The following is a 20,458-nucleotide window of genomic DNA, read 5'->3' as shown; positions in this document are numbered from 1 at the left end:
AGATGATTTTACTCATGGATGCGTTCCCCCGTCTGAATGAATAGGTTCATTATATCGATTCGACCGCACACAAAAAACCCTGAATGAGCACTTTTTATCAAGTGTCTATCATTCAGGGTTCAGTTCAGTCCGCCCGACGCATCCTTATTCTGTTCCCGGATTCATCAGTCGAAAAACGGACGAACCGCTTCTGGAATCGCCTGTTCGACGCGCAGCTCGATCGAGTCGCTGAAGCGTTCAAACGAGGATTCGATTCCCTCCGCTTGGAACGACACGTCAGTACCGAATTGAACGATTTGATCGAGCCAGGCGTTCCCGGTCAGCGTGAAAATCAAAAATCCTGCCACTCCCGCTGCCATCAACGTGAGTGCGAGAGCCCCGATGATAGCGCCTTTCATGAATCGGGCGAATTTACCTGTTGTACTATGTTGCATGTGCCTCTCCCCCTACTTCTTTTTCTTTACTGTACGGGAGCGGGTTGAGAAACGTTGGTGAACCAGATTAGAATTTGATGAGAAAAAGGTTGCGGCATGGCCGCAACCTCATTCATCTTCCAGTACCGATTTCGCAATCGGTGCCCAATATGTGCCTTCCATCGCGGCGACTTCGGCGAGCGTCGTCCGGTACGCTTCGTCCCCGGCCTTCTTCTCAGCGATGCCCTTCATCCACAGGACGTCTGTCTTGTAGCCCGATTCCGGGTACGTTTCGACGTACGCCGCATAATCCGAAACTTCCGCTTCCCCGAGCTTGTTGTCGACGAGGAGGCGATAGAAACCGACGGCCTGTTCTTGCCCGGCTTTCGGCGTGCCTTCGAGGAGGGCGTCCGCCTCTTTATAGCGTTTGTCTTGGACGAGCGTCTCGACATCCGCAAGCGGAATGACTTGCTGTGTCGGTGTCGCCGACGCTTCCTCTTCGACCGGCGTTTCTTCCGTCTGCAACGCCTCGTTCGCTTCCTCGAGACGGGCGACTTCTTGCTCGAGCTCTTCTAGCCGTTTGGCGAGCGCCTCGTCCTCGGTCACCGTCTCGACCCGTGGCGCGTCTTCAGCCACCGGTACGGCGGGTGGAGTCGCTTCAGGCCAAAACGCGAGGGCGACAAGCGCCAACGCGACGACAGCCGGTAGTCCGAGCCACTTCTTATCCCATTTAAAGGCGGTACGCCATGGCGAGAGGTCCGCATGCTGCATGACGGCTGGCGACAACGAACGAAAGCGGCGCTTGGCCGCCTTCTTTCCGTTTGCTTTCATTTCGAGGGCGAGTCCGAGCCGATGGAAAGCCGCCGGCACTTTCATCCCGAGAAGCGGCACAATTCGTTCACTCGCCTCGACGTAATACCCATGGTCAAGGAGGGTCATCACGACGCCAAACTCGTTCGCGACGAGACGGAACGTCGGGTCATGCTCCCCTTTTCGGATGAGCCATTCCGTCATATCGACGAGCGGCAGTTCTGCAAGTTCCCGTTCTGCTAGTGTCCGTGCGTCCATTCGTCAGCCTCGTTCAGGATAGAGCGAGAATTTCGCCGTCAAGGCACGCACGTCTTCATGCGCCTCGGCGAGTACTGCTTCATCTTCATGGTTTGTCAGGACACGACCAATCAGACGGGCGACTTCACGCATATCGTCTTCTTTCAAACCGCGTGTCGTCATCGCTGCCGTCCCGAGACGGATCCCGCTCGTGACGAACGGTGACGCCGGGTCGAACGGGATCGTGTTCTTGTTGACCGTGATACCGGCTGCATCGAGCGCATGCTCGGCCGCTTTACCGGTAATGTCGATGCCACGAAGGTCGACGAGGAGGAGATGGTTGTCCGTACCGCCCGATACGATGCGGAGCCCTTCTTCTTCTAAACCTTGCGCGAGCACTTGCGCGTTTTTGATGACTTGCGCCTGATAGTCTTTAAACTCAGGTTGGAGCGCCTCTCCGAACGCCACCGCTTTCGCGGCGATGACGTGCATGAGCGGGCCGCCTTGAATACCAGGGAAGATCGACTTGTCGATCGCTTTGGCGAACTCTTCTTTACAAAGGATCATCCCGCCGCGCGGGCCGCGAAGCGTCTTGTGCGTCGTCGTCGTCACGAAGTGCGCGTGCTCGACCGGGTTCGGATGGAGTCCGGCCGCGACGAGTCCGGCGATGTGGGCCATATCGACCATGAGATAGGCGTCGACGCTGTCGGCGATTTCACGGAACTTGGCGAAATCGATCGTCCGCGGGTATGCTGACGCTCCGGCGACGATCAGTTTTGGTTTATGTTCTTTCGCGAGGGCGGCGACGACGTCATAGTCGATGTGTTCTGTGTCTTTGTCCACACCGTACTCGACGAAGTTGTACTGGACGCCCGAGAAGTTGACCGGACTTCCGTGCGTCAAATGGCCACCGTGCGACAAGTTCATGCCGAGCACCGTGTCGCCCGCTTCAAGCACCGTGAAGTAGACGGCCATGTTCGCTTGCGCACCCGAATGCGGCTGGACGTTGGCGTGTTCTGCACCGAACAGTTCCTTCGCCCGGTCGCGTGCCAAGTTTTCGGCCACGTCGACGAACTCACAACCACCGTAGTAACGGCGACCTGGGTAACCTTCGGCGTATTTGTTCGTGAGAACCCCGCCTTGCGCTTCCATGACCGCTTCTGAGACAAAGTTCTCCGAGGCGATCAGTTCAATGTTCTCCCGTTGACGGGCGAGCTCGTGTTGCATCGCTTCAAACAATTCCGCGTCCTGCACTTTCAACTTCGTCGTGTTTACCATGTTGAAACCCCCTCTGAATGTCTAAAAATCAACAACCCCATCGTACCATATGCTCGTTTTTTTGGGTATCGTCATAATCGGGCGTAAAGTTGGGTATGATATTGAAGAAGAACAGTAGAGGAGGATTATGATGATTGAGACGAGACAAGTGACGATCACCCCGTTCGAACGCGAGCGGACGGTGCGGATTTATACGCCGAACGACTACGAGCTGACGGACAAACGCTATTCGGTGCTCTATATGCACGACGGACAGAACGCGTTCGACGACGCGGACGCGAGCTACAATATGAGCTGGCGCGTCGGGGAGTATTTGGACGCTTCAAAGCGCGACTTGATCGTCGTCGCCATCGATAGCGCACCGGGTGAGATGCGACTCGACGAATACGGCCCTTGGGAAAATCCGTTCGTCGGAGAAACGTTGTACGGCCGAGACATGACGTTAGGCGGCCAAGGATCGGCCTACATCGAATATGTCGCCCAAGAGCTGAAGCCGATGATTGACGCCGAATATCGGACGAAACCGGACGAGACCGGGATGATCGGCAGTTCGATGGGCGGCCTCATTTCAATTTATGCCGCTTGCGTCTATCCGGATGTCTTCCAACGCGTCGCTTCCCTGTCGTCAGCGTTCTGGTTCAACCAGACCGAACTCGAGCAGTTGATCGAGTCGAGTGATTTGACAGGTATCGAACGCCTATATATGGACGTCGGCCGTAAAGAAGTCGAGCAGCCGTCAGAGGACGGGCCGACGAACGAGATGTATCTCGAGTCGAGCGAGCGCGTCTACGCCTTGCTCCGCGACAAAGTCGATCACTTACGCTTCGAGGCAATCGAAGAGGGCGTACACAACGAGCTCGCCTGGCGCGAGCGTTTCCCGATGGTCGTCTCGTATCTGTTCAGTGAAGAGGTATAACGCAAAAGACAGCCGGTCGCTATGACCGGCTGTCTCTGTTATTTCGCTGGATAATGGGCCCGAGGGCCACCGATCAATTTCGGTCTCGTGACGGCGAACGTGACGTACGCCTCGCCGAGCTGTTTCGCCGATAACCGGACCGGGATCGCGACCGGCTTTAAATGCATGCCGATCAGCGTCGAGCCGATGTCGATCCCAGCGTCCGCTTGAATCGCTTCGACTACGCACGGCGCGTTGAGGCGCTCATACGCTTTCTCCGCCATCGCCCCACCCGCTGAGCGGACCGGGACGACAGTCACTTCGGTCAGACCGAACTGCTTCTGCGTCCGACGCTCGACGGTGAGGGCACGGTTAATGTGCTCGCACCCTTGAAACGCCAGATGGACGCCCGTCTTGTCGCGAAACGCGAGGAACGCTTCGATGAATTCCGACGCCACATCGATCGATCCGGCTTTCCCAATCGTCTTGCCGATGACTTCGCTCGTCGAACAGCCGATGACGAGGATTTTGTCCTCATCAAGCGGAAAGCGTTCGTGCAGCTCCAACAGCAGGTTCGAAAGTTCAGCTTTCATCGCGGTCACTTCGTTTCGTAAGCGCTCATTTTGTCGACACGGTTCGAGTGGCGTCCGCCCTCGAAGTCTGTATCGAGCCACGTTGCCACCAAGTCAATCGCGAGCCCGGGTCCGACGACACGCTCGCCCATCGTCATGATGTTCGAGTCGTTATGTTGACGTGTCGCCTTGGCGCTGAACGAGTCGTGAACGAGTGCTGCGCGGATCCCTTTAACTTTGTTCGCCGCGATGCCGATGCCGATGCCTGTGCCGCAAATCAAGATGCCGCGGTCGAACTCGCCGGCAGCGACAGCCTCAGCGACCGGGATGGCTACGTCTGGATAATCGATCGACTCGGCCGAGTGTGTCCCGAAATCTTTATACTCGTGTCCAAGCTCTTCTAATAAGCCGATAATGTCTTTCTTCAAGTTGAATCCGCCGTGGTCGGCGCCGATTGCAATTTTCATGTGTTCATTCCCCCGTCTTCTTTGGTAGGCGTCTCGGTGGTTTCGTCACCTTTGACCCGTCATTCGTCAATTTTAGCACAAGTCGATTGACGAGTGGTTCGAGTTCGTTTCGGACTTGGCGATAGACGTTCATCGAGCCTCCGAACGGGTCGTTAATGTCACGTTCGAGTCCGGTCACGAACTCATATAATGTGAACGTACGATCGGCCAAATCCGGATACGTATCCCGAATCTGTTCGCGGTGTGCCCGCGTCATCGTCAAAATGACGTCTGCCCAACGTCCGAGTACGTCATCGAACGTTTGCGTCACGTGTTCGAGTTCAATCCCTCGTTCACGTAATACTTGAAGAGCGTTTTCTGAGGCATCAAACCCTTGCATTGTCCGAACTCCAGCCGAACGAATATCAAATTCGTCGCCCGTCACTTTCGAGCGGAGCAGGGCCATCGCCATCGGGCTTCGGCATGTGTTCCCACTACATATGAATAATACGCGTTTCATTGACATCGCGTGATCCTCCTCATGTCCTTAAGCCTCTTCCTCTAGACGGATGATTTTCCCGCCTGCCGCTTTATACAAGCGATTATATACGGCAAGGGCGACTCCCGTCGGTTCAATCCGATTCACGTAAATCTCTTCTACATCTGTCTCATCGAATTTGCGCAACGCCTCGTAAAGTCGCTGGGCCGCCATCTCCATCGTGTCACCGAGAGAAAGCGTGACGTCAGCCGGGGTCGTCGCTTCATCAAATACGAGCGCGCCGATCCGTTTGCCCGCCGCCTGCCGCATCGTGATGGTACGGACGAGGTCATCGCGTCCGCCATCAACTAAATACAAAGGTGCGCTCGGGGCATAGTGGGTGTACTTCATTCCTGGTGATCGGGGCGCGGCCGCTTCATCACTTAAATTCGCATCGAGCGCGACTGGCCCGATGACGGCCTCGATCGCTTCTTTCGTCACGCCACCGGGACGCAAAATCGTCACCGGTTCCGTCGTACAGTCGATCACAGTCGACTCGACGCCGATGCCTGTCGGTCCCCCATCCATAATACCCGCGATCCGACCGGTCAAATCATCGGCTACGTGCTGTGCCGATGTCGGTGACGGTCGTCCTGAACGGTTCGCACTCGGCGCCGCGAGACCGAGACCGGACGTGCGGATGAGTTCGAGTGCGGACGGATGGTCCGGCATGCGGAGGCCGATCGAGTCGAGCCCGGCCGTCACGAGTGACGACGCTCGACCGTTCGACGGTAAGATGATCGTCAAGGCACCGGGCCAAAACGCTTCCATCAAGCGTTTGGCTACCGGCGGGATGGTTTGCGCGAAATGTTCGGCCTGTTCGACCGTAGCTACGTGGACGATGAGCGGGTTGTCCGATGGCCTTCCTTTCGCCTCGAAAATCTTACGGATGGCGATATCGTTCGTCGCATCCCCGGCGAGGCCGTACACCGTCTCTGTCGGAATCGCGATCACCTCGCCCATCTTCAAGAGACGAACCCCTTCCTCAACTTCTGTTGGCTTGATCCATTTCGTTTCCATGCGCAATCCCTTCCCTCACGGCGTAGACAATTCGGTCTTTACCGTTTATATCTTTTAAAATACCCGTTTCTGCTTCAGGATAACGTTCGGACAGGTACGATTTCACAACTTGTCCTTGACTATACCCGATTTCAAACGCAATCAATTGCCAATCGGCACGTAGCACGCGTGTTGAGTCCGCGATGATTTTCCGGTAGAACTCGAGACCGTCCGCCCCCCCGAATAATGCGAGGTGCGGTTCGTACCCTGCGACCGTCTCATCGAGCAGTTCATCAGCTTCGATGTAAGGCGGATTTGAGACAAGCACCCGAATCGAGTCGTCCGCGACCGGACCGAGGCAATCCCCTTCATGAAACGTCACATCGGCACGAAGCACTTCCGCGTTACGTTTTGCCATCGCAATCGCTTCCCGGGAAATATCGACCGTTTGGACGCGGACACCGAGCTCGAGACTAAGCGTGATAGCGATGGCGCCACTGCCCGTGCCGACGTCGACGATCGCGTCGTCTTCAATCGGTCCGACGTGCTCAACGACCCATTCGATCAACTCTTCGGTCTCCGGTCGCGGGATAAGTACATCCCGGTTCACAGCGAATGACCGACCGTAGAACGGGGCCTGGCCAATCAAATGTTGGACCGGCTCACCGGCAAGCAGTCGCTCGAGTCCGGACTCGAACGCAGTTGTTTCGTCGTCCGAGAGTTCTTCGGATAACCGAACGATCAGACCCGTCCGGTCGACGCCGAGCACGTGCATGAGCCACCATTCGGCGGTCGATGGGTCACGACCCGCGTCAACGAGCATGCGTTCCGCTTGTTTCAACCTTGCGGCAATCCGCATCACTCCATACCCTCCATCAAGCCGGCCTGATCTTCCATGACGAGCGCATCAATGATGTCTTCAAGCTCCCCGGCGAGCACCCGGTCGAGTTTTTGAAGCGTGAGGCCGATACGGTGGTCGGTCACGCGGCTTTGCGGGAAGTTATACGTCCGGATCCGCTCCGAACGGTCGCCCGTCCCGACGGCCGACTTCCGCTGCGCTGACAGTTCTTCGAGATGTTCGCGCTGCATCTTGTCATACAGACGGGCCCGCAAGACTTTCATCGCCCGATCTTTGTTTTTATGCTGTGATTTCTCGTCTTGGCATGACACGACGAGTCCTGACGGGATGTGTGTCAACCGCACGGCTGACTGGGTCGTGTTGACCGATTGACCACCCGGCCCTGACGACGTGAACGTGTCGACGCGGACGTCTTTCATATCGATATGCACTTCGACATCTTCGGCTTCCGGCAAGACCGCGACGGTGGCTGTCGACGTGTGGATCCGTCCACCCGACTCCGTCGACGGGACGCGTTGCACACGATGTGCCCCATTCTCAAATTTCAGTTTCGAGTAGGCACCGGCACCGTTGATCAAAAACGTCACTTCTTTAAAGCCGCCGAGTTCCGTATAGTTGGCGTCGATCAGCTCGGCTTTCCAGTTTTGACGCTCCGCGAATCGGGTGTACATCTTATACAAGTCGACCGCAAACAGTGCCGCCTCGTCGCCACCGGCTGCCCCGCGAATCTCGACGATGACGTTCTTGTCGTCGTTCGGGTCTTTCGGGATGAGCAGGACGCGCAGCTTCGCTTCGAGCGCTTTCACAACTGGTTCGAGCAGCGCCATCTCTTCTTTAGCGAGTTCGCGCATATCGGACTCGAGCGTTCGGTCTTCTAACATCGATTTCGCTTCTTTGTAGGCCGTACTCGTCTCTTTATAGCGTCGATACGCTTGTACCGTCTCCTCGAGTTGAGACTGTTCTTTTGAATATTGACGCAGTTTATTCGAGTCGCTGAGCACTTCCGGGTCAGCGAGCATCTCATTCAGTTGCATATATCGTTCTTCTAAAACGCTTAAACGGTCAAACATCATGATCCGTCCTTTCTGTTCACCAAATCGTTCTCTTCATTATACCAAAAAACGAACCGAGCTAGCTCGGTTCGTCGACAAATTGAATACTTAGAGCGAACCAGCCAAATCCTCAATCCGCTACTGTATGACGGATCGGGCGCGGTTTGTTCGGGACGTCATGGCAATGGCGGCAACGCGGTTCGTACGACTCAGCGGCACCGACCAAGATGACCGGGTCCTCAAAGCGAGCCGGTTCTCCGTTGATCAAGCGCTGCGTCCGAGACGCCGGGGCGCCGCATGACAGGCAGATCGCCTGCAGCTTCGTGACGAACTCGGCACGCGACAAGAGCTCCGGCATCATCGTGAACGGTTCGCCACGGAAGTCCATATCGAGTCCGGCGCAGATGACACGTTTGTCTTCTGACGCCAACTGCTCGATGACGTCGACGATCCCCTCATCAAAGAACTGCACCTCGTCGATGGCGATGACTTGCGTCTCTTCGCGCACCGCATCGTACACATCTTGACTCGTTCGAGTCGGGACGGCCACGACCGAGTTGCCGCTATGGGAGACGACGTTCTCTTCGTGGTAGCGGTCATCGATGGCCGGCTTGAACACTTGAACCGGGATCTTCCCATAGTGCGCCCGACGGACACGACGGATCAATTCCTCCGACTTCCCAGAAAACATACTGCCACAAATCACTTCAATCCAACCGTAACGGTTCGTCACATGCATCATTCTACTTCGCCCTCTCCATCGTTAATCGCTTTCCGATTATAACCATCTTTCAGTCATAGGAAAAGGGTTGACTTCTAACAAAAATCGGAGCGACATCATCCCGTCCCGATTTCTCTTCATTCTTCCGCTTCCTCTTCTTTTTTATAATCAATCAAGTTCAATTTGCGCGCGAGCGGTCGAATCGTCAGCCCGTGCAACGTCACCGAGGTAAAGACGAGTCCGATCGTGAGCGGTAGCATCTGTGACGCATCCTCAATCCCGAGACCGGCCACTTCCTCCGCGAAAAAACCTGCGACCGTCATCGCGACGATGCCGCGCGGGGCAATCCAACCGATAAATCCGCGTTCTCTGAGCGGAAGTCCCGCACCGGCCGTCGATACGTAAATCGCCAACGGACGAACAAGAAACAAGATGCCGGCAATCGTCAACAGCAATGGCCACTGGAAGATATTCAATAGTTCTTCACGCGACAGCGACGCCGTCAGCAAGATGAACACGGATGAGATCAGCAAGATCGAGATGTCTTCCTTGAACGACTGCAGTTCCTCGATGATCTGTTCATCGCGAAGTTTCGTGTTCGCCATCGTCATGCCCATCGCCGTCACGGCAAGGAGACCGACTTCATGCATCATGAACTCGCTCAAAGAGAACAAGATCAAGACGGCCGAAAGCGTCACCGAGGCGCGTAAGTAACGTGGAATCTTCTCACCTACGAACCAGCCCATCAAAACGTGACCGAACACGTAACCGAGACCGATACCGACGAGACATGCTCCCGCAAAGAGCAGTTGCATCCACAAGTCCATGCCTTCATAGACGATGTAGCCGATTCGAATCACGAACAAGCCGAGCAACGCGCCGACCGGATCGACAATGATCCCTTCCCACTTTAAGATGGCACCGACCCGATCTTTCAGATGGGCTTGCCTGAGCAACGGGATGACGACCGTCGGACCGGTGACGACGAATAGCGCTCCCATCGTCCAAGCGACGACCCAATGGAGACCTCCTACGTATTGAATCAACAGCGAAGCCCCGACGAACGACAACGTCACACCCGCTGTCACGATGCGGACGATCGAACGACGGAATTGGTTGATCTCGCTGAAATGAAGCCCTAAACTTCCTTCAAATAATATGATCGCGACCGCAAACGAAATGATCGGGCTGTACAAATCACCGAGCAACTCTCGCGGTTCAAACAAACCAAAGATTGGACCGGCCAGCACGCCGGCGACCGTCATGACGATAATCGCCGGAATTTGGTAGCGCCACGCCAACCATTGCGAGACGATCCCCACGCCAACCAACAGGCTAATGCTAATCAATATATACTCCATGGAAGCCCCCTCACGTCAGTCTTCCGTCTCTTTACCCTCGCTTGGACAACAAAAAACCGCCAAGGGCAATCCCTAGGCGGTGTGCATACAACTTGACGATTAACGTTGGTACTTCTTGTTGAAGCGCTCGATACGACCGTCCGCAGATGCGAATTTCTGGCGACCTGTGTAGAACGGGTGCGAATCAGAAGATACATCGACACGGATGAGTGGGTATTCGTTACCATCTTCCATCGTGATTGTTTCGTTAGAGTAACGAGTCGAACCACTGATGAATTTAAACTCAGTCGTTGAGTCCATGAATACGACTTTACGGTATTCTGGGTGGATTCCTTGTTTCATTGCTTTTCAACTCCTTCTGCCCTAAGTATTCTTTCAACCTAGAGAAAGTTCACTAGAATATAATAGCACCCGGCTCACGGATTTACAAGTCCGTTTTCGTTTTTTTCACCGGGCGGCGACTCTTTTTCTTATCGGCCTCGAGCGCCGCAAAAAAGTCGAGATTTGTTTGCGTCTCACGCACACGACGCAAGAACTGATCGACGAAGTCCGGCGACTCGTTCATCGTACGACGAATCGTCCAAAGCGAGTCGAGCTCGTCCTGGCCGAGGAGGAGTTCTTCTTTCCGCGTACCCGAACGACGGATATCGATGGCCGGGAAGATGCGGCGTTCCGCGAGCTTCCGGTCGAGGTGGAGCTCCATGTTGCCGGTCCCTTTGAACTCTTCATAGATGACGTCATCCATCCGCGAACCGGTATCGATGAGCGCCGTCCCGAGAATCGTCAAACTGCCGCCGTCCTCGATGTTACGGGCCGCCCCGAAGAATTTCTTCGGTTTGTGGAACGCTGCCGGGTCGATTCCGCCCGAGAGCGTACGCCCGCTCGGCGGGACGGACAAGTTATAGGCGCGCGTCAACCGAGTGATCGAGTCGAGCAAGATGACGACGTCTTTCTTATGTTCGACGAGGCGCATCGCCCGCTCTAGCACGAGCTCCGAGATGCGGGTGTGATTCTCCGGTGTCTCGTCAAACGTCGAATAGGCGACGTCTGCCCCCGGCACCGAACGTTGGATGTCCGTGACTTCTTCCGGACGTTCGTCGATCAATAAGATGATCAGTTCGACGTTCGGGTGGTTCGTCGTGATTGAATTGGCGACTTCTTTCAATAGAGACGTCTTCCCGGCTTTCGGTGGGGCGACAATCAAACCACGTTGTCCGAAGCCGACCGGTGCGATCATATCCATGACACGGACCGATAGATGGTTCGGCTCCGTCTCGAGCACCATTTGCTTTTCCGGATAGATTGGCGTGAGCGCAGGGAAATAGTCGCGGTTCCGGGTCGAATCGGTCGTTTCCCCGTTGACCGCCTCGACGCTCAAGAGCCCTTGGAAACGTTCATTTTCTTTCGGTTTCCGGACTTTCCCGGTGACGAGATCCCCGTTGCGCAAACTAAAGCGGCGGATCTGTGAGGCGGCGATATAGATGTCTTCGGACGATTGGGAGTAGTTGATCGGTCGGAGGAAACCGAAGCCACCTTCATTTTGTGACTGCGGGTTCGGAGGGATGATCTCAAGGACGCCTTCGAGGAAGTAGAGGTCCTTCGATTCGGCTTGCGATTTTAAAATTCGGAACATGAGTTCACGTTTCCTTGCTTCCCGATATTGAGGCACATTCACTTCTTTTGCGATTTCATACAATTCTTTCAACGTCTTCGTTTCGAGTTCACGAAGCGTATAGTTTTTAGCTGGTTCTGTACTTTGTGTCATTAACGTCACCTGTCTTTCTTGTGATTCTATATTTGAAAAGTAATTGTAAAGTTCTTATTCATCTAATCACAATTCGATCATGCCGTCACTTTATATAAATGGCTATATGACAGTCTATTCCCCTGATATTCAAATAATAACAACTTCTTCTTTCCTTATGTAACAAAAAGGTCTCTATACCTACATATTGTTTCAAATATGTTACAAGAAAACTATTTTTGACTTGTGATTGAAAAACGCCATCGGTCTTACGCATGATATAGTTTATTTGCACAGGAAACCGGGTAGCAAACTCACCTTGTGCTCAACTATCGTAAACACACATCGATCATATACACTCACAGGGTTTTATTTTAAAAAACGGAGGGAATTATATTATGTTGAAGCGTTTCGCATCTATCATCGTCGCCGCCACTATCGCTTTCTCGGGTCTTGCATTCACAACAGGTGAACAAGCAGAAGCAGCTACTGGAACATTCGCTTACTCGAAAGTCAACGGCTTGAACATTCGGACATCAGCATCACTCAGCTCGTCAGTCGTTACGAAGATGAATAAAGGTCAACGCTATACATACCTCGGTAAAGTTGGCTCGTTCTACAAGATCAACTACAAAGGGACTCACCGTTACATCTCAGCGTCATCGACGTACACGTACTTGAAGCCGAACACGAAAACGGCTACTAAAGTGACAACGACTTCTTCTTCAAGCGCTCGTACGAAACTTGTCGCCGAGTCGAAGAAATACCTTGGCACACCGTACCGTTACGGCGGAACGACAACAGCTGGATTTGACTGCTCTGGTTACACAGGACATGTTTACAAGAAAGCGATCAACAAGTCGATCCCACGTGATTCACGCTCACAGTACTCAAGCTCGAAAAAATTGTCGAAGTCAGCGATTCAAGCAGGCGACCTCGTGTTCTTCTCACATAACGGCGGCACGATCCAACACGTCGGTATGGCAATCAGCAAGACACAAATGATCAACTCAGAAACAGGCGGCGTTAAATACGCGAGCTTCACATCAGGTTACTGGGCACCACGTTACGTCGGTGCTGGAACGTACCTCTAATTCAATAAAACCTCAAACGACTCGGTTCAACGGAACCGAGTCGTTTTTCATTTACGCACGTTTTGCAAAACAGCTTCCGTACTCGTCAACACCGAGAACGTCCCGTCTGTCTCAAGGACAACCGCCTCGACTTTGTCGTGAGCGGTCCCACTCGAGCGGATGGCTTGGAGCACTTCGATCTCAAGTACTCGTTCTTTACGCATCTCCGCTTCTAAGTAACTCCCCCGATAGTATAGCATCGTCGGTGTCGATTTAATCAGCTCGTTCACTCGTTTTGACCGATTGGCCAGCTTCGCCATGACGTATTGCAACGCGACGAGCGTGGCAAAAGCGACGAGCCCATTCAGTAGCGGCGTCTGTCGGCTCGTGAGCGTCGTCGCTAAAATCGAACCGAGCGCAACGGTCACGATAAAATCGAAGGCGTTCATTTTCGAGAGTGTCCGTTTTCCCGATACACGTAATATAAAAATGATGGAAAAGTAAGCCCCAATCCCTGTCAAAATGATTTGCATCATCGTTTTGAGTTGATCCATCGTCTCCCCCCTTTTCTGTTTTTGAACAATCACTTCGAAAGTTCACTCGTCGTTCATCATTTTTGTTTCAAGGCCCCGCGTGCGTTCGTCGCCGCGAAGACGATCATGATGACACTTATCCCTCCAGCCACGGCAAGGCCTGCCGATAAGGCGCCCCAGTCGATCGTCGGTTGGGTCAACACGGCCCGCATGCCTTCGAAGATGTACGTCGTCGGATTGAACGTCGCCGCCACTTTGAGCCATTCCGCCTCGATCAACTCTTTCGGGACGAACGTCGTCGACAAGAAGATGAGCGGGAAGAAGAGAAGTGTCCCGGCCTGTGCGGCTTGGGCGTTCCGTGTCTTCAAGGCGACACCGACCGAGTATCCGGCAAAGCCAAGTCCGAAACCGAGCGCGAGCAGAACCGTGAACAAGAACCCGGCCACACCGACCGGAATCGATAACCCGAGTAAGAACGCGACAGAAAAGATGAGCAGCGTTTGAACGAACAGCTGTAGCATCCCGGCAATCATCGGCCCGAGCACGATGGCAGTCCGTGTCGAAGGTGTGAGTAGCAACCGGGCGAAATAGCCACTCTCGATGTCACGCACTAACGCTTGGCCGGCCCCCCCGGCCCCGCCGACAGCACCTGACACGATCGATACCGGCAAGATGAAATTCAAGTAGTCGCCACCACCGAACTGCGGCAATGCGGCCACACTCGACAGCCCGCTCGTATAGACGAGCAAGAAAAAGACAGAAATCATCAAGTTCGGGATAAATGAAAATGGGTTGCGGATCGTCGTCACCAGACTCCGCTTTGTAAACAACCACGTTTCAGTCCACACTCGGCACACCTCCTTCGTACGATTCACCCGTCACTTTCAAGAATACGTCGTCAAGCGACGGCTGTTTCACAGTGAGTCGCTCCGGTTGTAACGCCTGCTCATCGAGTTTCCGGACGACGTCGGTCAACGTGTAGTCGCGGAGTTCGAAGACGAGGCTCGGTCCGGTCGCGGCTTGTCCGAATAGCTTAGCGGCGGCTTGTGCTTCTGCATCGGTATGAAACACTAGAGTAATCGACTCGCCTCCGACGGTCTGCTTCAATTCCTCCGCTGTCCCTTCGACGACAATCTTACCGTGATGGATGATGGCGATGCGATCGGCCAGCTCGTCCGCCTCCTCTAAATATTGTGTCGTTAAAAAAATGGTCGTCCCGAACTCTTGATTGAGACGCCGTACCTCTCTCCAAATCTCGATTCGACTCGCCGGGTCGAGCCCTGTCGTCGGCTCATCTAAAAACAGTACGATCGGACGATGGACGAGCGTGAGCGCCAAATCAAGCCGACGCCGCATCCCGCCGGAGTACGTGCCACTCTTTCGGTCAGCCGCATCCGCGAGCGAGACGACCGACAGCAGTTCCTCGGCCCGTGCTTCTGCTTCACGTTTCGTCATCTTGAACAGCCGTCCTTGAAGGACGAGCAATTCCCGGCCGGTCAACACTTTATCGATGCCCGTCTCTTGGAGGGCGACGCCGATGGACAACCGGACGTCCTTCTCCTGCTTGACGACATCAAACCCGTTCACGCGCGCCGACCCGCTCGTCGGTCGAATGAGTGTCGTCAACATCTGTATAGCTGTCGATTTCCCGGCCCCGTTCGGACCAAGAAACGCAAAGATTTCTCCTTGTTTCACTGAAAACGATATTCCGTCGACGGCCGGTACATCCCCGAACGTCTTGACGAGTGACTCCACTTCGATCATCGACCCCACCTCCTGCCTTTCTCATTCCCGTTCTATTCATGTTTTAAATATGAAAGAACGCATCAAAAAAGCTGCAGAGAGAATCTGCAGCTCGAGAGAATTAAGGTTTCATGACCATTTTCGGTTTTTTCTTCAATGAATGAATCCCTTCGACGAAACGGACCGTACCCGATTTGGCGCGCATGACGACCGAGTGTGTCTGACCGCCCTGACCCGTGAATTGGACACCACGGAGCAGTTCACCGTCTGTCACACCTGTCGCCGCGAAGATACAATCCTCGCCTTTGACGAGATCGTCAAGAAGCAGGATACGCCCCGTGTCGGCGATACCCATATCTTGGCATCGTTTTTCCTGGGCCGTGTCTTCCGGCAACAACCGTCCCTGGAAGTCACCACCGAGGCACTTCATAGCGACGGCTGCGATGACGCCTTCCGGCGCCCCACCTGAGCCGAGCAAGAGATCGACACCGGTTTTCGGGAACGCCGTGTTGATGGCGGCCGCGACATCGCCGTCTGGGATCAACTTGATACGAGCTCCCGTTGCCCGAACCCGTTGAATCATCTCTTCATGACGGTCACGGTGCAAAATCGTGACGACGACGTCTTCGACGTTCTTGCCCTTAGCCTTGGCGACGATCGCGATGTTTTCTTCGATTGAGTTATCGAGGCTGATCAGTCCCGCCGCTTCTGGACCGACCGCAATCTTATCCATATACATGTCTGGCGCATGAAGAAGATCACCTGCGTCCGCGACCGCGAGCACCGCGAGCGCGCCCCACGTTCCCGTCGCGACGATGCTCGTCCCTTCGAGCGGGTCGACGGCGACGTCGAGGCGTGAGCCGTAACCGTTCCCGACTTTCTCGCCGATGTAGAGCATCGGTGCCTCGTCCATCTCACCTTCCCCGATGACGACGATCCCTTTCATCGGAATCGTATCGAACACTTCGCGCATCGCTGTTGTGGCTGCGTCGTCCGCTTGTTCTTTCAAGCCCTTCCCCATCCAGCGGGCCGAAGACAGCGCTGCCGCTTCTGTGACCCGGACCAATTCCATTGATAAACTACGTTCCACCCGAATTCTCCCCTTTGTTACTCGGACACCTCATCGACCCAGACGAGGGCGCCGAGTTGTTTTAGTTTGCCGACGAAGTCGACGTACGAGTCGTTCAGACGTTCTGCATAGAGAACCGTCGACTCTCCCGTTGCCTGCAGACCAGCTAAGACGAGTGCCGCGGCGCTCCGAGCGTCGGCAGCCTCCATCTCAGCGTTCGCCAGCCTCGTCCCGCCACGAATGACGGCCGACGAATCTTCAAGCGTGATTTGCGCGTTCATCCGCCGCATTTCGGCGATATGACGGAAACGTTGGACGTATAGCTTATCCGTCACGATGCTCGTCCCGTTCGCTTTCAACAAAGCGGCTGACATGACCGGTTGCAAATCGGTCGGATAACCCGCGTAGTGGAAGACGCGAATATCAATCGGTTCAAAAGCTTTCGCCCGAACCGTGATCGCTTCTTCCCCGACCTCGACTTCAGCACCGTAATCCATCAATTTTTGGATGACCCCTTCTAAATGGGTCGGAATAACGTTTCGAACCGTCACTTCCCCTGCAACCGCACCGTAAATCATAAACGTTCCGGCTTCAAGACGGTCCGGGATGAGCGTATGTGTACAGCCGTGCAAGCGCTCGACCCCTTTAATTCGAATCTCATCGGTCCCGGCACCGATGACGTATGCGCCCATCGATGTCAGCATCGTCGCGACGTCGACGACTTCCGGATCAGTCGCGGCATTTTCAATGACGGTCGTCCCTTCGGCCAGGACCGCGGCGAGCATCGCGCTCACCGTCGCCCCGAATGAACGAAGGTCGAGATAGATCCGGTTGCCGGCCAACTTGTCGGCGTTGACGTGATAGAGACCCGACTCGTTCTCGACTTTAATGCCGAGACGTTCTAGCGCCTTCAAATGTAAATCGATCGGTCGTGGACCAATCGCATATCCCCCTGGTAATCCAACGGCCCCTTTCCCAAAACGAGCTGCGAACACACCAAGTAAGTAGACAGCGGCCCGGACTTTCCGAGTTTCTGAGCCGAGCAGCGGCATGGCGACGGCATCTTTTGCATGAAGCGTCATCCGCTCCCCGTCCCGCTCGATTGTCACCCCGAGTTCTTGTAATAGGCTGAGCATCACTTCGACATCTTCGATGACGGGGACGTTCTCGATTGTCACCGGTTCTTCGGTAAGAAGTGCTGCGACGAGACAAGGCAAGGCACTCTGTTTGGCGCCACTAATGTCAACTGTTCCTTCAAGCTTCTGCTGTCCAACGATATGGAGAATTTCCACGATGATCAAACCTTTCTACGACGAACTTATTTGGATTGAGCGTTATTCCAATCCGCTAAGAACTGCTCAATCCCTTTGTCAGTGAGCGGATGATTCATCATCTGTTCGATGACTTTGTATGGCACCGTGGCGATATTAGCCCCAAGCAGGGCTGCTTTCGTCACGTGGACCGGATGGCGAACGGACGCGGCGATGATTTCCGCATCGATGCCATGGATGGCAAAGATATTCGCAATCGTCTCGACGAGGTCGAGACCGTCGTGGCCGATATCATCAAGGCGACCGATGAACGGCGAGACGTATGACGCACCGGCCCGAGCTGCTAAGAGCGCTTGGTTGGCGTTAAAGATGAGCGTCACGTTCGTTTTGATGCCTAGCTTCGAAAACTCATTGACAGCGATCATACCGGCTGCTGTCATTGGCACCTTAACTGTAATATTCGGCGCGATTGCCGCGAGTTCCTTTCCTTCTTTGACCATACCCTCTGCGTCGAGTGCAATAACTTCCGCACTGACTGAAAGGTCCCCGACGACCTCACAAATCTCACGGAGCCGCGTATGGAAATCGACGCCTTCTTTCGCGACGAGCGATGGATTCGTCGTCACGCCCCCGATAACGCCCATTTGGTGGGCTTTCTTAATGTCTTCCACATTTGCCGTGTCAATGAAAAAACGCATGTACATGTCCTCCTCGAATCGGATTGTAATCGCTTACTCTCTTATTATGAGGAAATCGACACGGAATTGCTATACCCTTTACACCAGCGCGGCAATGCCGAGCATCGAAGTGGTGAGGAAGGCGATACCGGCGAGTGTACCGACGGCTGTCCAGACTATGACTTCCCATAATTTTTTTCGACAAAAAAGCCGGTTCTCACGAGGAGAACCGACTGATGTGACAAGATTACGCTTGGTTGCTTGAACCAAACTCACGCATTTTGCCAGTAACGACGTTGTAGATCGCTTCGACACCAGGGCCGATGACTTTACGTGGGTCATATACTTTCGAGTCAGTGTTGAGCTTCTCACGTACCGCACGAGTCCATTCTTGTTGGCACTCTGTGTTGACGTTGATTTTGCTGTGACCGAGCTCGATTGCTTTTTTGATTTGGTGCTCAGGGATTCCTGAACCGCCGTGAAGAACGAGTGGCGTTTTCGTCGCTTCCGCGATTTCTTCCATCTCTTTGAAGCCGAGGTTTGGCTCGCCTGCGTATTCTCCGTGTACAGAACCGAGTGCCGCTGCAAGAGCGTCAACTTTCGCTTCCGTTACGACACGTACACACTCGTCGAGGTCAGCGTATTGTACGCCGCCAACGACGCCGTCTTCTTCGCCGCCGACTGTGCCGACTTCCGCTTCAACTGAAGCGCCTTTAGCGTGTGCGTATTCAACGACTTGTTTCGTCATTTCGATGTTTTCTTCGATCGGGTGGTGTGAACCGTCGATCATAACAGACGTGAAACCAGCGTCAATCGCTGCTTTACACTTGTCGAATGAAGAACCGTGGTCGAGGTGGATCGCAACTGGAACAGTGATGTTGTAGTCGTGCATGAGACCTTCAGTCATTTTAACAACTGTTGTGAAGCCACCCATGTATTTCGCTGCACCTTCTGATACACCGAGGATAACTGGTGATTTCTCGTCTTCCGCAGCGCGAAGAATCGCTTGCGTCCACTCGAGGTTGTTGATGTTGAATTGGCCGACTGCATACTTGCCTTCGAATGCTTTGTTAAGCATTTCTGTCATTGATACTAATGGCATAATGATGTCCTCCTCTGTTCGCTGTTGTGCACTGTGGGGAAAAGTGCCCCTGTGCAATTCGTTCCCATTATAACACACGTCAAAACTTGTGCCTATGCTATTCACATATAGAAATGGCCCCACGCAAGCGTTTACATATGTCATCTTCGTGACGATTCACTGAATGTTGAGCACTTCTTTCACTTTCTCGATCATGCCGTAAATATCGAACGGCTTCTCGAACTGAGCCGTGATCCCGAGGCGACGCACTTCTTCGATTGTCGATTTCTCCCCAAATGCGGTCATGATCATGACCGGTGTGTCGATGTCGTTGTTCCGCATGTTCCGTAACACTTCATGCCCGAACATGCGCGGCATGTTCATATCGAGCAGCACCAAATCGTAAGTACTTTGTTCTAGCTGTTCCCAAGCGCTCAAGCCGTCCTGGGCCGTGTCGACCTCGATGCCCAGATTTTTAAACACTTGGGCGAGCATCAAGCGAATTCCATCTTGGTCGTCTGCGATTAACATGCGTGACATCCAGTTACCTTCTTTCCGTAGCTTCTATAGCTTTGTGCGATAATATAACCATACCAAAATCATTTTCGTTTGGCGACGCATCATTTTCTAAAAGATGGAAACGAGGCTCACGTCCCCGCCTCCCCGGCTTGCTCAGTTTTCAATTCAAAGGGAACGTCTCGTTCGTCGGCGATTTCATACGACGTCACCGTCCCTTCATCTTTCACGTACAATTGCAAAAATTCACCTTCTGCGAGCCGTGAGTCAGACGTGAATGTGAGCGAACGTTTTTTTCGCTCCTCATCATAGCCGATTGTTGTATACACATAGTCCGTCCCATCTCGCTCCGCCGTCTCTGCCCTCGGGATTTTCACATAATATGTATCCGCGAACAGACGGTCCAAATCGATGACCAACCATCCGACAAAGACCGCGATACCGAATGTGACGATGAGTACTCGGTTCCGTTGCATGGGCATCCCTCATTTCTCTTGATCGCTATCTTCCAATACCATATATGAGCGATTCCTAAACGCAACGCTTCTTGTTATACTCGACGTACAAGAC

24 protein-coding genes are annotated in these 20,458 nt (G+C 53.9%); 2 read left to right on the top strand and 22 right to left on the bottom strand.

The genetic code is table 11. The features are described from left to right. Positions 1-164: 164 nt before the first annotated feature. The 3 genes from EVJ26_RS05680 to glyA form a co-directional block, all read right to left on the bottom strand. Positions 165-434, bottom strand: a complete 270-nt coding sequence (locus tag EVJ26_RS05680; protein WP_131469478.1) for a hypothetical protein — start codon at positions 432-434, stop codon at positions 165-167. Positions 435-542: 108 nt separating this feature from the next. After that, positions 543-1,481, bottom strand: a complete 939-nt coding sequence (locus EVJ26_RS05675; RefSeq protein WP_131469480.1) for a hypothetical protein — start codon at positions 1,479-1,481, stop codon at positions 543-545. 3 nt (positions 1,482-1,484) lie between these two features. After that, positions 1,485-2,738 (bottom strand): serine hydroxymethyltransferase, encoded by a 1,254-nt coding sequence (glyA, locus tag EVJ26_RS05670; protein WP_070328192.1) that lies wholly within the window; start codon positions 2,736-2,738, stop codon positions 1,485-1,487. Positions 2,739-2,868: 130 nt separating this feature from the next. On the opposite strand from glyA, the gene EVJ26_RS05665 reads away from it, so the two are divergent. Beyond that, entirely contained in the window at positions 2,869-3,654 is a 786-nt protein-coding gene (locus tag EVJ26_RS05665; RefSeq protein WP_236635506.1) for an alpha/beta hydrolase, read from the top strand. A gap of 38 nt (positions 3,655-3,692) precedes the next feature. On the opposite strand, the gene EVJ26_RS05660 is transcribed toward EVJ26_RS05665, so the two are convergent. The 10 genes from EVJ26_RS05660 to rho all read right to left on the bottom strand — a co-directional run bounded on the left by EVJ26_RS05660 (position 3,693) and on the right by rho (position 11,946). Next, positions 3,693-4,226, bottom strand: a complete 534-nt coding sequence (locus tag EVJ26_RS05660) for a TIGR01440 family protein (protein ID WP_131457719.1) — start codon at positions 4,224-4,226, stop codon at positions 3,693-3,695. Positions 4,227-4,231: 5 nt separating this feature from the next. Next, complete coding sequence (gene rpiB / locus EVJ26_RS05655; RefSeq protein WP_070328195.1) at positions 4,232-4,672, bottom strand: ribose 5-phosphate isomerase B; 441 nt, start codon at positions 4,670-4,672, stop codon at positions 4,232-4,234. A gap of 4 nt (positions 4,673-4,676) precedes the next feature. Beyond that, on the bottom strand, positions 4,677-5,177 hold the full coding sequence (locus EVJ26_RS05650; protein WP_131439172.1) for a low molecular weight protein arginine phosphatase: 501 nt from the start codon (positions 5,175-5,177) through the stop codon (positions 4,677-4,679). A 21-nt stretch (positions 5,178-5,198) separates the two neighbouring features. Then, positions 5,199-6,209, bottom strand: coding sequence for an L-threonylcarbamoyladenylate synthase (locus tag EVJ26_RS05645; protein ID WP_131470030.1), 1,011 nt, complete (start codon positions 6,207-6,209; stop codon positions 5,199-5,201). Beyond that, positions 6,175-7,047, bottom strand: coding sequence for a peptide chain release factor N(5)-glutamine methyltransferase (gene prmC, locus EVJ26_RS05640; RefSeq protein ID WP_131439628.1), 873 nt, complete (start codon positions 7,045-7,047; stop codon positions 6,175-6,177). The genes EVJ26_RS05645 and prmC overlap by 35 nt, the downstream gene beginning before the upstream one ends. Further along, on the bottom strand, positions 7,047-8,117 hold the full coding sequence (prfA, locus tag EVJ26_RS05635; protein WP_131469483.1) for a peptide chain release factor 1: 1,071 nt from the start codon (positions 8,115-8,117) through the stop codon (positions 7,047-7,049). Before prfA ends, prmC begins: the two co-directional genes overlap by 1 nt. Positions 8,118-8,229: 112 nt before the next feature. Then, on the bottom strand, positions 8,230-8,841 hold the full coding sequence (locus tag EVJ26_RS05630; RefSeq protein ID WP_070328199.1) for a thymidine kinase: 612 nt from the start codon (positions 8,839-8,841) through the stop codon (positions 8,230-8,232). Between the two features lie 116 nt (positions 8,842-8,957). After that, positions 8,958-10,181, bottom strand: coding sequence for a cation:proton antiporter (locus tag EVJ26_RS05625; protein WP_131457721.1), 1,224 nt, complete (start codon positions 10,179-10,181; stop codon positions 8,958-8,960). A 99-nt stretch (positions 10,182-10,280) separates the two neighbouring features. After that, complete coding sequence (locus tag EVJ26_RS05620; protein ID WP_021066109.1) at positions 10,281-10,523, bottom strand: type B 50S ribosomal protein L31; 243 nt, start codon at positions 10,521-10,523, stop codon at positions 10,281-10,283. Between the two features lie 82 nt (positions 10,524-10,605). Further along, a complete protein-coding gene (rho, locus tag EVJ26_RS05615) occupies positions 10,606-11,946 on the bottom strand; it encodes a transcription termination factor Rho (protein ID WP_131457722.1) in 1,341 nt (446 codons plus the stop codon). 377 nt (positions 11,947-12,323) lie between these two features. Between rho and EVJ26_RS05610 the strand changes: the two genes are divergently transcribed. Then, complete coding sequence (locus EVJ26_RS05610; RefSeq protein ID WP_131457723.1) at positions 12,324-13,019, top strand: C40 family peptidase; 696 nt, start codon at positions 12,324-12,326, stop codon at positions 13,017-13,019. 47 nt (positions 13,020-13,066) lie between these two features. Here EVJ26_RS05610 and EVJ26_RS05605 read toward each other — a convergent pair whose 3' ends face one another. The 9 genes from EVJ26_RS05605 to EVJ26_RS05565 all read right to left on the bottom strand — a co-directional run bounded on the left by EVJ26_RS05605 (position 13,067) and on the right by EVJ26_RS05565 (position 20,364). Further along, positions 13,067-13,552 (bottom strand): DUF421 domain-containing protein, encoded by a 486-nt coding sequence (locus tag EVJ26_RS05605; RefSeq protein WP_236634093.1) that lies wholly within the window; start codon positions 13,550-13,552, stop codon positions 13,067-13,069. Positions 13,553-13,608: 56 nt separating this feature from the next. Then, a complete protein-coding gene (locus tag EVJ26_RS05600) occupies positions 13,609-14,379 on the bottom strand; it encodes an ABC transporter permease (protein WP_131457725.1) in 771 nt (256 codons plus the stop codon). Continuing rightward, positions 14,369-15,295 (bottom strand): ATP-binding cassette domain-containing protein, encoded by a 927-nt coding sequence (locus tag EVJ26_RS05595; RefSeq protein ID WP_131470028.1) that lies wholly within the window; start codon positions 15,293-15,295, stop codon positions 14,369-14,371. The genes EVJ26_RS05600 and EVJ26_RS05595 overlap by 11 nt, the downstream gene beginning before the upstream one ends. Positions 15,296-15,395: 100 nt before the next feature. Further along, a complete protein-coding gene (glpX, locus tag EVJ26_RS05590; protein WP_131457727.1) occupies positions 15,396-16,364 on the bottom strand; it encodes a class II fructose-bisphosphatase in 969 nt (322 codons plus the stop codon). A gap of 17 nt (positions 16,365-16,381) precedes the next feature. Next, positions 16,382-17,635 (bottom strand): UDP-N-acetylglucosamine 1-carboxyvinyltransferase, encoded by a 1,254-nt coding sequence (gene murA / locus EVJ26_RS05585; RefSeq protein WP_131457728.1) that lies wholly within the window; start codon positions 17,633-17,635, stop codon positions 16,382-16,384. A gap of 26 nt (positions 17,636-17,661) precedes the next feature. Continuing rightward, a complete protein-coding gene (gene fsa / locus EVJ26_RS05580; protein WP_035385995.1) occupies positions 17,662-18,312 on the bottom strand; it encodes a fructose-6-phosphate aldolase in 651 nt (216 codons plus the stop codon). Positions 18,313-18,538: 226 nt separating this feature from the next. Beyond that, positions 18,539-19,393, bottom strand: coding sequence for a class II fructose-1,6-bisphosphate aldolase (gene fba / locus EVJ26_RS05575; protein WP_131468505.1), 855 nt, complete (start codon positions 19,391-19,393; stop codon positions 18,539-18,541). A 156-nt stretch (positions 19,394-19,549) separates the two neighbouring features. Further along, positions 19,550-19,912, bottom strand: coding sequence for a response regulator (locus EVJ26_RS05570; RefSeq protein WP_236634094.1), 363 nt, complete (start codon positions 19,910-19,912; stop codon positions 19,550-19,552). Positions 19,913-20,019: 107 nt separating this feature from the next. After that, positions 20,020-20,364: a YxeA family protein gene (locus tag EVJ26_RS05565; RefSeq protein ID WP_161567605.1), complete on the bottom strand. Its 345-nt coding sequence runs from the start codon at positions 20,362-20,364 to the stop codon at positions 20,020-20,022. Positions 20,365-20,458: the final 94 nt, after the last annotated feature.

Source organism: Exiguobacterium sp. SH3S1, from assembly GCF_004337105.1.
Taxonomy (GTDB): Bacteria; Bacillota; Bacilli; order Exiguobacteriales; family Exiguobacteriaceae; genus Exiguobacterium; species Exiguobacterium aurantiacum_A.
Note: the sequence above shows the minus strand (reverse complement) of the source record. Positions and strands in the feature narration are given on the sequence as shown.

Coding starts and splice junctions, on each gene's coding strand:
- EVJ26_RS05680 (WP_131469478.1), bottom strand. CDS start 434: ATGCAACATAGTACAACAGGTAAATTCGCCCGATTCATGAAAGGCGCT.
- EVJ26_RS05675 (WP_131469480.1), bottom strand. CDS start 1,481: ATGGACGCACGGACACTAGCAGAACGGGAACTTGCAGAACTGCCGCTC.
- glyA (WP_070328192.1), bottom strand. CDS start 2,738: ATGGTAAACACGACGAAGTTGAAAGTGCAGGACGCGGAATTGTTTGAA.
- EVJ26_RS05665 (WP_236635506.1), top strand. CDS start 2,869: ATGATTGAGACGAGACAAGTGACGATCACCCCGTTCGAACGCGAGCGG.
- EVJ26_RS05660 (WP_131457719.1), bottom strand. CDS start 4,226: ATGAAAGCTGAACTTTCGAACCTGCTGTTGGAGCTGCACGAACGCTTT.
- rpiB (WP_070328195.1), bottom strand. CDS start 4,672: ATGAAAATTGCAATCGGCGCCGACCACGGCGGATTCAACTTGAAGAAA.
- EVJ26_RS05650 (WP_131439172.1), bottom strand. CDS start 5,177: ATGTCAATGAAACGCGTATTATTCATATGTAGTGGGAACACATGCCGA.
- EVJ26_RS05645 (WP_131470030.1), bottom strand. CDS start 6,209: ATGGAAACGAAATGGATCAAGCCAACAGAAGTTGAGGAAGGGGTTCGT.
- prmC (WP_131439628.1), bottom strand. CDS start 7,047: ATGCGGATTGCCGCAAGGTTGAAACAAGCGGAACGCATGCTCGTTGAC.
- prfA (WP_131469483.1), bottom strand. CDS start 8,117: ATGTTTGACCGTTTAAGCGTTTTAGAAGAACGATATATGCAACTGAAT.
- EVJ26_RS05630 (WP_070328199.1), bottom strand. CDS start 8,841: ATGATGCATGTGACGAACCGTTACGGTTGGATTGAAGTGATTTGTGGC.
- EVJ26_RS05625 (WP_131457721.1), bottom strand. CDS start 10,181: ATGGAGTATATATTGATTAGCATTAGCCTGTTGGTTGGCGTGGGGATC.
- EVJ26_RS05620 (WP_021066109.1), bottom strand. CDS start 10,523: ATGAAACAAGGAATCCACCCAGAATACCGTAAAGTCGTATTCATGGAC.
- rho (WP_131457722.1), bottom strand. CDS start 11,946: ATGACACAAAGTACAGAACCAGCTAAAAACTATACGCTTCGTGAACTC.
- EVJ26_RS05610 (WP_131457723.1), top strand. CDS start 12,324: ATGTTGAAGCGTTTCGCATCTATCATCGTCGCCGCCACTATCGCTTTC.
- EVJ26_RS05605 (WP_236634093.1), bottom strand. CDS start 13,552: ATGGATCAACTCAAAACGATGATGCAAATCATTTTGACAGGGATTGGG.
- EVJ26_RS05595 (WP_131470028.1), bottom strand. CDS start 15,295: ATGATCGAAGTGGAGTCACTCGTCAAGACGTTCGGGGATGTACCGGCC.
- fsa (WP_035385995.1), bottom strand. CDS start 18,312: ATGCGTTTTTTCATTGACACGGCAAATGTGGAAGACATTAAGAAAGCC.
- fba (WP_131468505.1), bottom strand. CDS start 19,393: ATGCCATTAGTATCAATGACAGAAATGCTTAACAAAGCATTCGAAGGC.
- EVJ26_RS05570 (WP_236634094.1), bottom strand. CDS start 19,912: ATGTCACGCATGTTAATCGCAGACGACCAAGATGGAATTCGCTTGATG.
- EVJ26_RS05565 (WP_161567605.1), bottom strand. CDS start 20,364: ATGCAACGGAACCGAGTACTCATCGTCACATTCGGTATCGCGGTCTTT.